This is a genomic window from Acidovorax sp. BoFeN1, assembly GCF_003345135.1.
Lineage (GTDB): Bacteria > Pseudomonadota > Gammaproteobacteria > Burkholderiales > Burkholderiaceae_C > Acidovorax > Acidovorax defluvii.
Genome location: NZ_QOZT01000038.1, coordinates 18,147 through 33,357 on the forward strand (window position 1 = coordinate 18,147; position 15,211 = coordinate 33,357).

Sequence of the window (15,211 nt, forward strand, 5' to 3'; positions counted from 1 at the left end):
TAGCATTTTGGGTGGCCCAGTCAAAATCTGAAGCCACCTGTGCGCCTCTTCTATTGATGGCAACTAGTTTCAAAGGAGTTCTCATGCAAAAAATGACCCGCGTTGTCCTGGCTGTCCTGGCTGTTGCCGGCACCACCGCTGCAATGGCCCAGAGCAGCGTAACGCTGTATGGCCGTGTGAACACCACCGTGGAACGCCAGAAGTTGGGCGATGTGTCCACCACCGGCATGTTCAACAACTCTTCGCGCTTCGGCTTCAAGGGCACGGAAGACTTGGGCGGTGGCCTGAAGGCTGGCTTCCAGCTGGAAAGCGGTTTCAATTCGGACACCGGCACGGGTTCCGGCTGGACCCACCCCACCACCGGCATGTCTTTCGCACGCCAGAGCGAAGTGAACCTGTCCGGCGGCTTCGGTATGGTCCGCTTGGGTAACTTCATGCCCGAGTCGTACTACGCTACGGCTGACTATGTGAGCATGCACAACCATAACACGGGCTCCTCCTCTGACGCCTTCTACCAAGACCCAGTCTGGTTCAATGGCCTGAGCACCACCAACAAGATCGGCTACCGTTCGCCCAGCTTCGGAGGCCTGACGATCGATGCTTCTGTGAACCTGCACGAGCAGACCACTGGAGGCAAGAATGGCTACGACCTGGCTGCCAACTACAACCTCGGCGCTTTGGCGCTGGGTGCTGGCTACAGCCAAGTGGATGACGACAAGCAGCTGGGTCTGCGCGCGCTGTATACCTTCGGCCAATTCGTGGTGGGCGGCTATTACCAGCGCAACGACGAAAACGTGGCAGGTTCGCGGAACAACTTCCGTCTGGCTGGCGCCTACAACGTCGGCGCGTCCGAGTTCCACGTGAATGTGGGCCGTGCGAACAGCTGGAGCAATCGGGCTGACTCGGCCGCCACCCAATTCACCCTGGGCTACAACTACAACCTGAGCAAGCGGACCAAGGTTTACACCTACTACACTCGCGTGAACAACGATGCCAATGCTACTTACGGCTACGGCTTCAATGGCACGTTGGCTGCAGGCCAGGCGTCTGGCAAGGATTTCTCCTCGTTCGCTGTGGGCGTTCGCCACAACTTCTAATTCCTGATCGCCAGCTGGCTTGGCCAGCTGACGAAACGGAATCTGTGAAGGCCTTGCATCTTTGGATGCAAGGCCTTTTTCATTGGTGTGCGCTTGCTCGCAGAGCTGTGTTGTCGATGGGTATCTGCAGCGAGCGGAGCGCTGGTTGGTGGAATATGGCGGTCAGGGGGTCACGGCAGCTTCCTGTGTGGCTCAAGAGGCCATTTTTCACCGGAGCGCAGAGGGGCAGTCTCCAGTCGAAAGCGAAAGGAACGCAGCTATTTCTGCAGCTGCGTCTGACTTCTGAAGACATCGTGACCAGAAAGCAAACCTGGCCGGAGTCAAACCAACCATCGGGGCGTCATGAGCGCATTCCCCGGGCCAGATCACCTCGGATACCCCCAGCCCAGTGATCGCCGCTTGGGTTAGTTGCTTTTCAGCGCTTGAAGCGCCCGTCCGATCCCACGATGGACAGGTCGGTGAACGCGAGTCCACTGTGGTCGGTGGCGCTGTAAGACAACTCCAGGCCGCCCAGGTCGAACTTTCGCATTCCCTCCATTGCCGCCAGCATGCGGGCGCGGTCTGGCTTGGGACTTGCCCGGCGCAGGCCTTCGACCAGCACCTTGGCGTTGATGAAGCCCTCGACCATGGCTGGCGTCAGTTCGTCAATGCCCTTTGCCTTGGCCAGACCCATGGCCTCCTTGATGACGGGGTAGTTGAGGGAACGCTCGGATGGGAAAACCTGGGTGACCACAACGCCCCGCGCTTGTTCTCCCAGGGCCTTGGTGAAGCCGCCAGAGGCATTGTTTGACAAGGTCACGATCTGGCCAGACACACCGGCCGTGCGCAGGGCCTTGATGCCGTCCACCACGGCAGCGCCCGTGCCGACGAAGATCACAGCTTGTGGCGCCTGTTTGGCGGCACGTGGGGCAATGGCGCTGAAGTCAGGCTTGCTGCGATCAAATTTCTCAATAAAAAGAGCCTGGGTACCCTGGGCCTTGAACCCGTTCAGGGCGCCGCTCAGGGCGTCTGCCCCGAAGCTGTCATCGACGTGGATGACGCCGATGCGCTCAACCCCCAGCGTGTTCAGGTGGGTGATGGCCTTTTCCACCTCAAGCTGGTAGGGCGCACGAACATTGAAGACGTGGCGGCTCACCGGCTTGTGCAATGCCATTGCGCCGGTGGATGGGCCCACCAGCACCACGCCGGCTTCGTCGAGCAGCGGCACGATGCCCTGGGTGTGTGGGGTTCCCCGTGTCATGAAGAGCGCAATGGCGCCGTGTTTCTCGATGAGGGTGCGGGCGTTTTCCAGCGTCAGCTTGGTATCGAACTTGTCGTCCAGCACCACCAGTTCAATTTTCTGGCCACCCACGCCTCCTTGGGCGTTCACAAAATCCAGGTACAGCGACGCACCCTGCATGGATTCTTTGACGGTGATGGCCGCAGAGCCCGTGACGCCCACAGTTTGTCCAACGATGATCTGCGCCATGCTGTGGCCAGCCAATCCTGCCGCCAGTGCGCAAGCTGCCAACAAGGGTTTCCATTTTTTCATGCGTGTACCTATCTATCCAGTGGTCCGAGTTTAGGCCGGAGAGCAGAACCAGGTAATGAGGAAACGCAAAGGTCGCATGCGTGCGGCCTTTGTGCTTCCTCAGCAACTCATACCTGAAGGGCAGATGAGCCCCCCCCGTGCGGTTAGCGGCGGAACCTGCCGTCTGTGCCAATGATGGCGAGATCGGCAAAATCCAGCCCGGAATGGTCGTCGGGCCCGTAGCTGATTTCAAGGCCACCGAGGTCAAACTTGCGCAGGCTCTCCAGCGCGGCGTGGACTTTTTCCCGGGTGGGCTTGGGGCCCGCGCGCTTGAGGCCTTCAACCAGCACTTTGGCGGCAGCAAACCCTTCCAGCATGGCTGGGCTGACCTCACTGAGACCCTTGGCTTTGGCCAGGTCGAGTGCTTCCTTCACCATGGCGTAGGTCATGGCACGTTCGTTGGGGGAGACCTGGGTCACGATCATCCCTCGCGCATTGGCGCCCAGGCTCTTGATGAACCCTGTGGAGGCATTGTTGGAGAGCGTGACGATCTGTGCGGCCGACCCGGCTGCCCGAAACGCATTGCCGGCATCCACCACCGCCGCGCCCGATGCCAGCATCAGCATCGCCTGGGCGTTGGCGCTGGCCAGTTTGACTGCAATGGGAGCAAAGTCGGGTTTGGTACGGTTGAACTTCTCCAGCACAACCGGGTTGAGCTTGCTGGCGGTCAGGCCTTTTTGGGCGCCGATGATGCCGTCTGCACCAAAACTGTCGTCGGAATACACCACCGCGATGCGTGTCATACCCATGGATGCCAGGTGGGTCATGGCCTTTTCCGCCTCGCGCTGATAGGTGGCGCGCACGTTGAAGATGTATTTGCGCACGGGCTGGTGCAGCACCATGGCGCCGGTGGATGGGCCGATGAGCGCCACGCCGTTCTTCTCCAGCAGCGGGATCATGGCTTCTGTGTGAGGGGTGCCGCGGGTCAGAAACATTGCGAGCACGTTTTGCTCTTCAATCAGCTTGCGGGCGTTTTCACCGGCGAGTTTGGGGTCGAACTTGTCGTCCAGCGAGACGAGTTCAATTTTCTGTCCGTTCACGCCACCCTTCGCGTTGACCGCGTCGAGGTACAGCATTGCACCGTCCGCAGTTTCCTTGACGCCCGCCGCGACCTGGCCGGAATATCCGGCGGTCTGTCCGATCAGGATCTGTGCGTGGCTGGTGCAGATCAGTGTGGCCAGTGCAGCACTGGCGCAGAGCTTGGTCCATTGATTCATCGGAGTCCCCTCTCCAAGTTGATTTTCAGTCTATACGGTGAACCGGCCTTAAGGCCATCTTTTGACCGTCACCGTGCCCTGTGGAATGCCGCAATGCAGCATAAGCACCACAGCGGTGCCGGGGATACTGCGCCGTGTTGCGCGCCCGCCGCGGTTGGTCCCTAGAATGTTCCGCCTCACACCCGAAAGACTGCTTCCATGACCCAGGGACTGATCCGAATCCGCGGCGCACGCCAGCACAACCTCAAGAACCTGGATCTGGACATCCGCACCGGTGAACTCACGGTGGTCACGGGCCCCAGTGGCTCGGGCAAGTCGAGCCTGGTTTTTGACACGCTGTATGCCGAAGGCCAGCGCCGCTACGTGGAAACCTTCAGCGCCTATGCGCGCCAGTTTCTGGACCGCATGGACAAACCTGCCGTGGACAAGGTCGAGGGCGTGCCCCCGGCCATTGCCATCGACCAGACCAACCCCGTGCGCTCCAGCCGCTCCACGGTGGGCACGATGACGGAGCTGAACGACCATCTGAAGCTGCTGTTCGCCCGGGCGGGCCAGTTGTTTGACAGGCAGACGGCACAGCCCGTGCGGCACGACACGCCGGAGACCATTTATGCGGAGCTGCAGCAGCGCTGCGGCATCGAGCCGGCGCCGGGCCGCCCCAAGGCGGCGAGCGCCCCCCTGGGGGGCGGCGAACCACACGCAGTGGGGAGCGTGGGGGCCGAGGTCAACCCGCGCATCGTGCTGACCTTCCCGGTCGAACTCCCCGCCAACACCAGCGCAGAGCAGGTCGAGCAATGGCTGTCAGCCAGCGGCTTTACCAAGGTGCAGGCCGAGCGCGAAGTGGGCACGCCCACCGGGCCGCGCAAGGTGCTCGATGTGGTGGCCGACCGCTTCCGTTTGGGCAATGCCGAGAAGGCGCGCGCGATCGAGGCCATTGAGGTGGCGCTCAAGCGCGGCTCGGGGCGTTTGAATGTCTACCGGTTGATGGAGGAGGGCGAGCCCGAGCTGTGGCGCTTCTCCACCGGCCTGCACTGCCCCGACAGCGACCTGCGCTACAGCGACCCCATTCCGTCGGCCTTCTCGTTCAACTCCGCCGTGGGCGCGTGCGACAGCTGCCGGGGCTTTGGCCGCGTGATCGGGGTGGACTACGGCCTCGTCATCCCCAACGACAAGCTCACGCTGCGCGCAGGCGCCGTCAAGACCATTCAGACCCCCGCGTGGAAAGAGGCGCAGGACGACCTCATGCGCCACGCCGAGGCCGCGGGCATCCCGCGCGACACGCCCTGGAACAAGCTGACCGACGAGCACAAAAAGTGGGTCATCAACGGCTCGCCCAACTGGAACGGCAAGTGGAACCAGCAGTGGTACGGCATCAAGCGTTTTTTTGAGTACCTGGAAAGCAAGGCCTACAAGATGCACATCCGCGTGCTCTTGTCCAAGTACCGCAGCTACACGCCATGCCCCACCTGCGCGGGCGCGCGGCTGAAGACCGAAAGTCTGCTGTGGCGCATTGGCCGCAAGGAAGATGCCGATGCCGCGCTGGAGCCCGGCAAGCGCTTCATGCCCGAGGGCGTGCAATGGTCGCGCGAGCAGCTCGAAGCGCTGCCAGGCCTGTGCTTGCACGACCTGATGCTGCTGCCCATCGACCGCCTGCGCCAGTTCTTTGCGCGCATGCAGCTGCCGGTGGGCGACAACGCCAAGGGTGACGCGCAAGCGAAAACTGGTGAAGCACAAGCGAAAACTGGTGAAGCACAAGCGCTTCGACTGCTGCACGAAGAAATCACCACCCGCCTCCGATACCTGTGCGACGTGGGCATTGGCTACCTCACGCTTGACCGGCAAAGCCGCACATTGAGCGGCGGCGAGGTGCAGCGCATCAACCTCACCACGGCGCTGGGCACCAGCCTGGTCAACACGCTGTTCGTGCTCGACGAGCCCAGTATCGGCCTGCACCCGCGCGACATGCACCGCATCACCGAGGCCATGCTGCGCCTGCGCGACGCGGGCAACACGCTGGTGGTGGTGGAGCACGACCCGGCCGTGATGCTGGCGGCTGACCGCATGATCGACATGGGCCCCGGCCCCGGCCGCCTGGGCGGGCAGATCGTGTTTGACGGCACCACGGCCGATTTGCGCAACGCCGACACGCTGACCGGCGCCTACTTGGGTGGGCGCAAGCACGTGGGTTTTGGGTTCAAGCGCATGGTGACGGAATCGACGCCTCGCCTCATTCTGGAGGGCGCACGCGAGCACAACCTGCAGAACGTGTCGGTGGAGTTCCCGCTGCAGCGCCTGGTCACCGTGACCGGTGTCAGTGGCTCGGGCAAGTCGAGCCTGATCCAGGACGTACTGGCCCCCGCACTGCTGCGCCACTTTGGCAAGGCCACCGATGCGCCGGGCGCGCACGACCGCATGCTGGGTGCCGACCATTTGTCGGACGTGGTGTTTGTAGACCAGTCACCCATCGGCAAGACGGCACGCTCCAACCCCGTGAGCTATGTGGGCGCGTGGGACGGCATTCGCGAGCTGTATGCCGTGGCGCCGCTGTCGCGCCAGCGCAGCTACACCGCCAGCAAGTTCAGCTTCAACAGCGGCGACGGGCGCTGCCCCACCTGCGGCGGCTCGGGCTTCGAGCATGTGGAGATGCAGTTTTTGTCGGACGTGTACCTGCGTTGCCCCGATTGCGATGGCAAGCGCTACCGCCCCGAGATTCTGGAAGTCACCATCGAGCGCGGCGGCCGGGTGTTGAACGTGGCCGATGTGCTGGCCCTCACGGTGGCCGAGGCGGCCGACCTGTTTGCCAATGACCGCGATGTGATCCGTGCGCTGCAGCCCATCGTGGATGTGGGGCTCGAATATGTGGCGCTGGGCCAGCCCGTGCCCACGCTGTCAGGTGGCGAGGCGCAGCGCCTCAAGCTTGCAGGCTTTCTGGCTGAGGCCGCGCGCAGCGCATCCAAATCGCGCCAGTCCGTCGCCCGCAAAGGCACGCTGTTCTTGTTTGACGAGCCCACCACCGGCCTGCACTTTGACGACATTGCCAAGTTGATGCGCGCGCTGCGCAAGCTCATCGACGCAGGGCACTCGCTCATCGTCATCGAGCACAACCTTGATGTGATCCGCGCGAGCGACTGGCTCATCGACCTGGGACCCGAGGGGGGTTATGCGGGCGGCCTCATCGTGGCCGAAGGTACGCCGGAGGATGTGCGCCAGCACGCCACCTCGCACACCGGACAGGCGCTGCGCGACTATGAACTCACGCTGGGCATCGGTGGCCATTCGGCACACGAAAAAGCCGCCGTGCTACGAAAAAAAGAGCTAGTGGCGCTTGATGGTAAAGCGCTAGAGGCCAAAAACGCTATACAAATCGTCAACGCGAAGGAACACAACCTCCAAAACCTGAGCGTGGACATTCCGCGTGGCAAGTTCAATGTGGTGACGGGCGTCAGCGGCTCGGGCAAGTCCACGCTCGCGTTCGACATTTTGTTCAACGAAGGCCAGCGCCGTTACCTTGAATCGCTCAACGCCTACGCGCGATCCATCGTGCAGCCCGCAGGCCGGCCCGAGGTGGATGCGGTGTACGGCATCCCGCCCACCGTGGCCATCGAGCAGCGCCTCTCGCGCGGCGGGCGCAAGTCCACCGTGGGTACGACCACCGAGGTGTGGCACTTTTTGCGTCTGCTGTACGTCAAGCTGGGCACGCAGCATTGCGTGAAAGACGGTGCGGCGGTGCAGCCGCAAACGCCCGAGAGCATCGCCGCCCAGCTGCTCACGCAGTTCCGCGGCCAGCACATCGGGCTGCTTGCGCCGCTGGTGATGAACCGCAAGGGCGTGTACACCGAGCTGGCCGACTGGGCGCGCCCGCGCGGCTTTACGCATCTGCGCGTGGACGGCAACTTTTTGCCCACCACCAACTTCCCTCGCATCGACCGCTTCAAGGAGCACACCATCGAGCTGCCCGTGGCCAGCCTGGATGTGTCGCCAGAGAACGAGACCGCGCTGCGCACTGCGCTGGCCGACGCCCTCACCCACGGCAAAGGCGTGGTGCATGTGCTCAGCAGCATTGGCACGCTGGCTGCGGCCATGGAAGGCGGCTTGCCCACGGCAGGCATTGGGCATCTGCAGGCTTTCTCCACCAAGCGTGCCTGCCCGGTGTGCGCCACCAGCTATGCCGAGCTGGACCCGCGTCTGTTCAGCTACAACAGCAAACATGGCTGGTGCCCCGACTGCGTGGGCACCGGCGTCAAGCTCACCCGCGACCAGCGCAAGGTGTTTGACGACTCGGTGCAGGACAGCAATGAAAAAGGAAGGGAAAAAGGCCGCGAGCAGACCTTTGCCGAGCCCGAGGTGGAAGACCTGGCCGACACTGCTTGCCCCACGTGCCGGGGCACGCGCCTGAACGACACGGCCCGCGCCGTGAAGTTTGCCGGCGTCGGCATCACCGATATCGCCGCGCTGTCGGTGACGGACGTGCGCCGCTGGATCGAGACCCTGCGCGGAGCGGACGACATGCCCCAGCGCATGACTCAACGTGAAAGCGACATCGCCCGCGACCTCGTGCCCGAGATCCAGAGCCGCCTCGAATTTTTGGAGGAAGTGGGCCTGGGCTACCTCACGCTGGACCGGGGGGCGCCCACGCTCAGCGGTGGCGAGGCCCAGCGCATCCGCCTGGCCGCGCAGCTGGGCAGCAACCTGCAGGGCGTGTGCTACGTGCTCGACGAGCCCACCATCGGCCTGCATGCGCGCGACAACCAGATTTTGCTCAACGCCCTGCACAAGCTGGGCGACAAGGGCAACACGCTGGTGGTGGTGGAGCACGACGAAGACACCATCCGCCGCGCCGACCACATCATCGACATTGGCCCCAGCGCGGGCAAACGCGGCGGACGCCTGGTGGCGCAGGGCAGCGTGGCCGACATCACGGCCGCAGAAGATTCGCAAACCGGCCGCTACCTGCTGCACGCCATGAAGCACCCGCTTCAATTGCGCCGCAGCATGGCGCCCAGCGCGGTGAGTGCCGAGGCCACGGCGGCCTTTGCCCAAGCCGAGTCGGCAGCGCCCACCGGTCGGCAAAGCGCCGCCGCGAAAAAGCGCGCGGCACAGGCCGCATCGCTGGCGGCTGACGCATTGACCGAAGCCAAGGAACGCGCAGCGATGCGCTGGCTCACGGTGCACGGCGCGCAGTTGCACAACCTGCAGAACGTGACCGCCACCGTGCCGTTGCACCGCCTGGTGGCGGTGACGGGCGTGAGCGGGTCGGGCAAGTCCACCCTGGCGCGCGATGTGCTGCTGGCCAATGTGCAGGCCTGGGTGCAGCAGCGCTCCACCAAAGCGGGCCGTGACGCCATGGATGAGGGCAAGGCGCCGCCGCTGGTGGGCTGCACGGGGCTTTCGGGTTTCGAGAGCATCGACCGCGTGCTCGAAGTGGACCAGACGCCGATCGGCAAAACGCCGCGTTCGTGCCCCGCAACTTACATCGGCTTCTGGGACACCATCCGCAAGCTGTTTGCCGAGACGCTGGAGGCCAAGGCACGCGGCTACGCGGCCGGGCGCTTCAGCTTCAACACCGGCGAAGGCCGCTGCCCCGGTTGCGAAGGTGCGGGCGTGCGCACCATCGAGATGAGTTTTCTGCCCGACGTGAAGGTGCCCTGCGAAACCTGCCACGGCGCGCGCTTCAACCCCGAAACACTGGCCGTCACCTGGCGCGGCAAGAGCATTGGCGATGTGCTGCAGATGGAAGTGGACGAGGCCGTGGGCTTCTTTGCCACCATGCCCAGCATTGCGCACCCGCTGCAGCTCTTGCAGGACGTGGGCCTGGGCTACCTCACGTTGGGCCAGCCCTCGCCGACCCTGAGCGGCGGCGAGGCGCAGCGCATCAAGCTCGTGACCGAGCTGACCAAGGTGCGAGACGAGGTCGGCCGCCGGGGCCAGAAGGCGCCGCACACGCTGTATGTGCTGGACGAGCCCACCGTGGGCCTGCACATGGCCGATGTGGACAAGCTCATCCGCGTGCTGCACCGCTTGGTCGATGGTGGTCACAGCGTGATCGTGATCGAGCACGACCTGGATGTGATCGCCGAGGCCGACTGGATTTTGGACCTGGGCCCCGAGGGCGGCAACGCAGGCGGGCGCATCGTGGCCGCAGCCACACCTGAAGACGTGGTGGCGGCAGGCACCCATACAGGCAAGGCGCTGGCGGCGGTGCTGGCGCGCTGAGGTGCCCTTGCAGTGTGATGGCCCGCGCGCCTGAAGGGAGGGGCGGGGTGCCAGCCCGGTGGTGCGCATACGCAGCTGTCGGCCCCTGTCCTACGCACAGCCCGGAACATGGCGCACGCGCCGCGCGGGGTGGGCTTCCTACGATGGGTTGCAGGGGATCGGCTCCCCACTTTCCATCCACAGCTACGGACGCCCATGACCATGAACGCTTTCCATCTTCTCAAGACCTGTGCCGCCATTGCGGCCGCCTCTGTTCTGCTGGTCGCCTGCGGTGGCGGCAATGACGACGACCCAACCCCCAGCAACGAGCCAGGTGTGCTGACGGTGACCAACGCCACCGTCAGCGGCCTCAATGGCGTGTACGGCAACGGTGCGCTCAACCTCACCGATGTGAGCAAACAAAACCCCATTGGCTCGGTGCCAGAGCTGTGCGCTTTCCGCTTTGACGGTGCCAACAAGGTGGGCTCTTCCGCCACCGCGTTTGGCGACATTCGCTACCGTCCCGATGTGACCAAGCTCTACCAGGCGTTCCTGACTTTTGACGGCAAGGAATACGCCAGCAGCGACGACACCGACACTGCGGTGGTGCGCGAGAGTGACCAGGTGCGTCTGACAGGCAAGACGCTCACCGCCACCGATGGCTCTGCTGCCACGCTGCGTGTGACGGGCATCGTGCCCATGCGCCCCAACCGTCCCATGGGCTGCTGAACGCGGCTCTGCTGCCCGCCGCCCCCTCACAATACGCGGGGGCGGTGCAGGCTACAGAGCGCGCACCGCCGAACATCACGTTTGCACCACGGCCTTGCGGCCGTTGCCGTTTGGGGCCCGCATTGGAGTGACGGCGTGATGGCGTGGTGCGTGCATGAACTGCCGTTCGCCTGAAGCGTGGAGGCTATTGCTATTAAATAAATAGCATTAGACGCTTTCTATACGGGCACTAGCGCCTCATTTGTGCAAAAATTAAATCCGCCTCGGCTCCAGTATGGCAGCAGGCGTGCGCCTGCTGGCTGCGCTGCGGCAGTGGGACGGCACAGCGCAAACATTCCCCAACGCACCGCACCTCCGACCGACACGGCGTACGCGCAATTGGGATAAGAAATCAAAGCACCGCGAACAGCTTTTCGCGCAACTCGGGCAGGCGCTTCTTGCCGGTGGCATTGGTTTCGAGCGCCTGGGCCCAGGCCACATAAACGTGGCGCAACTCGCTGCTGCTTTTGCAGCCGTGGATGGCTTCTAACAGCGAAATGCGGTTGTGGTGGCCAAAGATGTTGTTGACCGTGTTGGTCATGAAATTGCGCGCCATGTCCAGCTCTTTGGCGCTGCGCGATTCGGCGGGGGGCAGGCCCGAAAGGTCAATCTCGTCGGGGGCGTGCGGTTTGGCGGGGGCAGTCGCAGGGCTGGCGGCTGGCTGCGCCACGCCCACCGCCTCGATGCAGTCACGGCTGAGCAATTCGGTGAGCTGGGCGCTGATCTCGCCGCCGGGAGCAAAGGTACTCAGGTCCTGGCCGCTGCGCTTGCCGTCCACCAGCACCAGAATGCGCCGTGCAAGAGGTGTCAGCCCCAGCGAGCGGGACTGTATTTCTTGTTGGCCCTGGGCGGTCTTGGCGTAAATGGCGGCGGTCAGGTTGGAGGGAACATCTGCCATGGGGTGTGGGGCGCAATCTTTCAGCGAGAAGTGAATTGGTGACAGAGTGTTTCCGCATCCCCTTTTTATGCCATTGGGACTTTCACTAGGCCGTTTCAGATGCACGCAACATCTCTGATCGGTGTTTTCCCTTGAGTCGTCCTTCGCACGGCAATTTGGGCGTTTTCATCAGTTAGCTGTAAGCAAGCGTGGACACAGTCGCTTACGCAATCCGATGGCCCAGCCTGCGGAATGCGCGGGGGCAGTGCCTAGGTGCTGTGTTCTGTACTCATACACGAGGGGAATTCATGAAGGAAGACAAAAGCAGTCACGCCTACTGGAAAGCCACGCTCGGCCTGCTAACCAAGATTCTGATCGTCTGGTTTGTGGTGTCGTTCGGCGCGGGGATCCTGTTTGTCGACGTGCTCAATAACATCAAGTTGGGCGGTTATCCGCTCGGGTTCTGGTTTGCTCACCAGGGCTCTATCTACATCTTCATTGCGCTGATTTTTTATTACGCGAAGAAGATGGGCGACATCGATCGTCAGTTCGACGTGCATGAAGACTGAGGGCTGAAATCATGGATCTTCAAACAACCATCTATATCTTTGTCGGTCTGAGCTTCGCGCTCTACATCGGCATCGCAGTGTGGGCCCGCGCGGGTTCCACCAGCGAGTTCTACGCGGCCGGTGGCAGCGTGCACCCCATCACCAACGGCATGGCCACGGCCGCCGACTGGATGAGCGCGGCTTCCTTCATATCCATGGCCGGTCTGATCGCCAACATGGGGTATGGCGGTGGCCTGTTCCTGATGGGCTGGACCGGCGGCTACGTGCTGCTGGCCATGCTGCTGGCTCCGTACCTGCGCAAGTTCGGCAAGTTCACGGTGCCGCAGTTCATCGGTGATCGCTTCTACTCCAAGAGCGCCAGCACCATTGCCGTGATGTGCCTGCTGGTGGCGTCGCTCACCTACATCATTGGTCAGATGACCGGTGTGGGCATTGCCTTCTCGCGCTTCCTGGGCGTGTCCAGCGACACCGGCATTTACGTCGGTATGGCCATCGTGTTCGCCTACGCCGTGTTCGGCGGCATGAAGGGCATCACCTACACCCAGGTTGCGCAGTACATCGTGCTGATCCTGGCCTACACCGTTCCTGCCGTGTTCATCTCGCTGCAGCTCACGGGCAACGTGATCCCTCAGCTGGGTCTGGGTGGCAGCTATGTTGGCACCGACATGACTTTGCTGGCCAAGCTCGATTCCGTGGTCACTGACCTGGGCTTTGGCAAGTACACCACGCAATGGCCCGGCAGCATGCTCAACATGTTCATGTACACGATGTCGCTGATGATTGGTACCGCTGGCTTGCCGCACGTCATCATGAGATTCTTTACCGTGCCTTCGGTGAAGGACGCTCGCAGCTCGGCTGGCTGGGCCCTGATCTTCATCGCCATCCTGTACACCACGGCGCCTGCTGTGGCTGCCATGGCCAAGCTGAACCTGCATGCCACCGTCAACACCGCCGTCAAGACCGGTGGCGACCTGTATGCCCCTGAAGCTTCGCTCAAGAACGAAGAGCGTCCAGACTGGATGAAGCGTTGGGAAAAGACCGGCTTGCTGAAGTTCACCGACAAGAACGGTGACGGCCGCATCCAGTACTACAACGACAAGACCAAGAACGAAGTGGCCAAGGGCAAGGCAGAGGCTGCCGGCTGGAAGGGCAATGAGCTCGACGTGAATGCCGACATCATCGTGATGGCCAACCCCGAAATCGCGCTGCTGCCCAACTGGGTGATCGCGCTGGTGGCGGCTGGTGGTCTGGCAGCTGCTCTGTCGACGGCTGCGGGTCTGCTGATGGCTATTTCGTCTGCCGTGTCGCATGACCTGGTCAAGGGCGTCTTCAACCCCAACATCAGCGAGAAGAACGAGCTGCTGGCGGGCAAGGTGTCGATGGCCGTGGCCATTGTGGTGGCTGGTTATCTGGGCTTGAACCCGCCAGGCTTTGCGGCCGGTACCGTGGCCCTGGCCTTCGGTATTGCCGCCAGCTCGCTGTTCCCCGCCATCATGATGGGTATTTTCAGCAAGAAGATGAACAAGGAAGGCGCCATGGCCGGCATGCTGGCAGGCCTGTTCTTCACCCTGTTCTATGTGTTCGCACACAAGGGCATCTTCTTCATCAAGGGCACGGAATATCTGGGTCTCATTGGCGGCGCCAACAGCTTCTTCGGCATCACGCCTGAAGCGATTGGTGCGGCCGGTGCCCTGGTGAACTTCGGGGTCGCCTTCCTGGTGGACAAGTTCACCAAAGAGCCACCAGAGCACATCCAGGCCATGGTGGAGTCGGTGCGCGTCCCGCGCGGCTCCAAGCTGGTGACGGGTGCTCACTGAGACGTCTGTCAGGGGGTAAACCCCCTGTGCCGTGGTGCTCTGGCGCTGCGGCAGTGACAATGGAGGCCCTGCCGGCTGCGCTGGCAGGGCCTTTTTAATTGAATTCTCCGGGGAGCCTGCGCGCTGTGCGTTGCCCCCGAAGCTGGGAGCTCTGCATGGTTTTTGATGTCAGCGTCGCATTGACCTGGATTTTGTATCTCGCGTTGTTTCCGATGGCGTTCTTCTGGTTCCGCCGGGCGTGGCGTATCGTGGTCAAGCGTGATTTTTCCGAGGTCGCCATCAGGCGCGGTGAGTCACCGCCCAACCCTGAAAAATACGCCCCCTATGCGATGGTCATCAACCTCATCGCTGGTGTGGTGGCAGCGGTGGTGATCGTCAGCGTGGCACTGGGCCAGCTCGACTACAACACCTGGACCGCCATGGCGGGTAGCACCATCTGGTGCAAGTTTTTTCTGGATTTCGCGCTTTCGCGCCAGGCGCATGGGGCGGCCGCCAGGGCCAAGCCCAAGGTCAAGGCCTGACTGCACTGCCCGGTACGTAAGATCGAGGTAAGTGCCGGGCGCACAATGGACAACAGGGGGGCATCCAGACTCCCCGCCAGGAGACTGCTGTGCTCAAAGGACTCGGCTCCCAACGCCTGGTTGCCCTGTTTGTCGGCGGCTGGGTACTGTTCAACTTTCCGCTGCTCGGCCTGTGGGACCGTGATGCCACCGTGTGGGGCATTCCCTTGTTCCCGGCGGCCCTGTTCTTGCTGTGGGGCGGGCTGATTGCCGCACTGGCCTGGCTGATGGAGCGGCCCGATAACCGCCTGGGCGACCGCAGCGACGAACACCCCGATGACCGCCCTGACGACCGCGTGGCAGCGGTGCCCCCACCGTCTGCATCGCTGCAGGATTAGGCATGCTCACGCCCGCACTGGTCATTGCCTCGTCGTTCGCCTATCTGCTGCTGCTGTTTGCCGTGGCCTACTGGGCCGATCGCCGTGCGCAAGCGGGGCGCTCGGTCATCGCCAACCCCTGGACCTACGCGCTTTCGCTGGCCGTGTATTGCACCGCCTGGACGTATTTCGGCAGCGTGGGGCGGGCTGCCTCGGGCGGGGTGTGG

Annotated in this window: 11 protein-coding genes; 8 read left to right on the forward strand and 3 right to left on the reverse strand. The window is 63.0% G+C overall.

The window, feature by feature from the left end; all coding sequences use genetic code 11:
- Positions 1-83: 83 nt before the first annotated feature.
- Complete coding sequence (locus DTW89_RS10380) at positions 84-1,097, forward strand: porin (RefSeq protein WP_114655886.1); 1,014 nt, start codon at positions 84-86, stop codon at positions 1,095-1,097.
- A gap of 415 nt (positions 1,098-1,512) precedes the next feature.
- On the opposite strand, the gene DTW89_RS10385 is transcribed toward DTW89_RS10380, so the two are convergent.
- Together DTW89_RS10385 and DTW89_RS10390 are read right to left on the reverse strand one after the other, a co-directional pair.
- Positions 1,513-2,628: an ABC transporter substrate-binding protein gene (locus DTW89_RS10385; RefSeq protein ID WP_114655887.1), complete on the reverse strand. Its 1,116-nt coding sequence runs from the start codon at positions 2,626-2,628 to the stop codon at positions 1,513-1,515.
- Between the two features lie 143 nt (positions 2,629-2,771).
- Positions 2,772-3,884: an ABC transporter substrate-binding protein gene (locus DTW89_RS10390; protein ID WP_114655888.1), complete on the reverse strand. Its 1,113-nt coding sequence runs from the start codon at positions 3,882-3,884 to the stop codon at positions 2,772-2,774.
- Positions 3,885-4,082: 198 nt separating this feature from the next.
- Between DTW89_RS10390 and DTW89_RS10395 the strand changes: the two genes are divergently transcribed.
- Together DTW89_RS10395 and DTW89_RS10400 are read left to right on the forward strand one after the other, a co-directional pair.
- Entirely contained in the window at positions 4,083-10,097 is a 6,015-nt protein-coding gene (locus DTW89_RS10395; RefSeq protein WP_114655889.1) for an excinuclease ABC subunit UvrA, read from the forward strand.
- Positions 10,098-10,298: 201 nt separating this feature from the next.
- Entirely contained in the window at positions 10,299-10,805 is a 507-nt protein-coding gene (locus DTW89_RS10400; protein ID WP_114655893.1) for a hypothetical protein, read from the forward strand.
- Between the two features lie 391 nt (positions 10,806-11,196).
- On the opposite strand, the gene DTW89_RS10405 is transcribed toward DTW89_RS10400, so the two are convergent.
- Positions 11,197-11,742, reverse strand: coding sequence for a hypothetical protein (locus DTW89_RS10405; protein WP_114655890.1), 546 nt, complete (start codon positions 11,740-11,742; stop codon positions 11,197-11,199).
- A 287-nt stretch (positions 11,743-12,029) separates the two neighbouring features.
- On the opposite strand from DTW89_RS10405, the gene DTW89_RS10410 reads away from it, so the two are divergent.
- The 5 genes from DTW89_RS10410 to DTW89_RS10430 form a co-directional block, all read left to right on the forward strand.
- On the forward strand, positions 12,030-12,290 hold the full coding sequence (locus DTW89_RS10410; RefSeq protein WP_024814039.1) for a DUF4212 domain-containing protein: 261 nt from the start codon (positions 12,030-12,032) through the stop codon (positions 12,288-12,290).
- Between the two features lie 11 nt (positions 12,291-12,301).
- Positions 12,302-14,107: a sodium:solute symporter family protein gene (locus DTW89_RS10415; RefSeq protein ID WP_114655891.1), complete on the forward strand. Its 1,806-nt coding sequence runs from the start codon at positions 12,302-12,304 to the stop codon at positions 14,105-14,107.
- A gap of 155 nt (positions 14,108-14,262) precedes the next feature.
- The gene (locus tag DTW89_RS10420; protein WP_111864741.1) at positions 14,263-14,628 is read left to right on the forward strand and encodes a hypothetical protein; all 366 of its coding nucleotides are present in this window, start codon (positions 14,263-14,265) and stop codon (positions 14,626-14,628) included.
- Between the two features lie 89 nt (positions 14,629-14,717).
- Positions 14,718-15,005 carry a hypothetical protein gene (locus DTW89_RS19745; RefSeq protein WP_236637101.1) on the forward strand — a complete coding sequence of 96 codons (288 nt, stop codon included), beginning with the start codon at positions 14,718-14,720 and terminating at the stop codon, positions 15,003-15,005.
- Between the two features lie 2 nt (positions 15,006-15,007).
- On the forward strand, positions 15,008-15,211 hold a 204-nt coding region (locus tag DTW89_RS10430; protein ID WP_147277647.1), incomplete at its 3' end, for a hypothetical protein.

Coding starts and splice junctions, on each gene's coding strand:
- DTW89_RS10380 (WP_114655886.1), top strand. CDS start 84: ATGCAAAAAATGACCCGCGTTGTCCTGGCTGTCCTGGCTGTTGCCGGC.
- DTW89_RS10385 (WP_114655887.1), bottom strand. CDS start 2,628: ATGAAAAAATGGAAACCCTTGTTGGCAGCTTGCGCACTGGCGGCAGGA.
- DTW89_RS10390 (WP_114655888.1), bottom strand. CDS start 3,884: ATGAATCAATGGACCAAGCTCTGCGCCAGTGCTGCACTGGCCACACTG.
- DTW89_RS10395 (WP_114655889.1), top strand. CDS start 4,083: ATGACCCAGGGACTGATCCGAATCCGCGGCGCACGCCAGCACAACCTC.
- DTW89_RS10400 (WP_114655893.1), top strand. CDS start 10,299: ATGAACGCTTTCCATCTTCTCAAGACCTGTGCCGCCATTGCGGCCGCC.
- DTW89_RS10405 (WP_114655890.1), bottom strand. CDS start 11,742: ATGGCAGATGTTCCCTCCAACCTGACCGCCGCCATTTACGCCAAGACC.
- DTW89_RS10410 (WP_024814039.1), top strand. CDS start 12,030: ATGAAGGAAGACAAAAGCAGTCACGCCTACTGGAAAGCCACGCTCGGC.
- DTW89_RS10415 (WP_114655891.1), top strand. CDS start 12,302: ATGGATCTTCAAACAACCATCTATATCTTTGTCGGTCTGAGCTTCGCG.
- DTW89_RS10420 (WP_111864741.1), top strand. CDS start 14,263: ATGGTTTTTGATGTCAGCGTCGCATTGACCTGGATTTTGTATCTCGCG.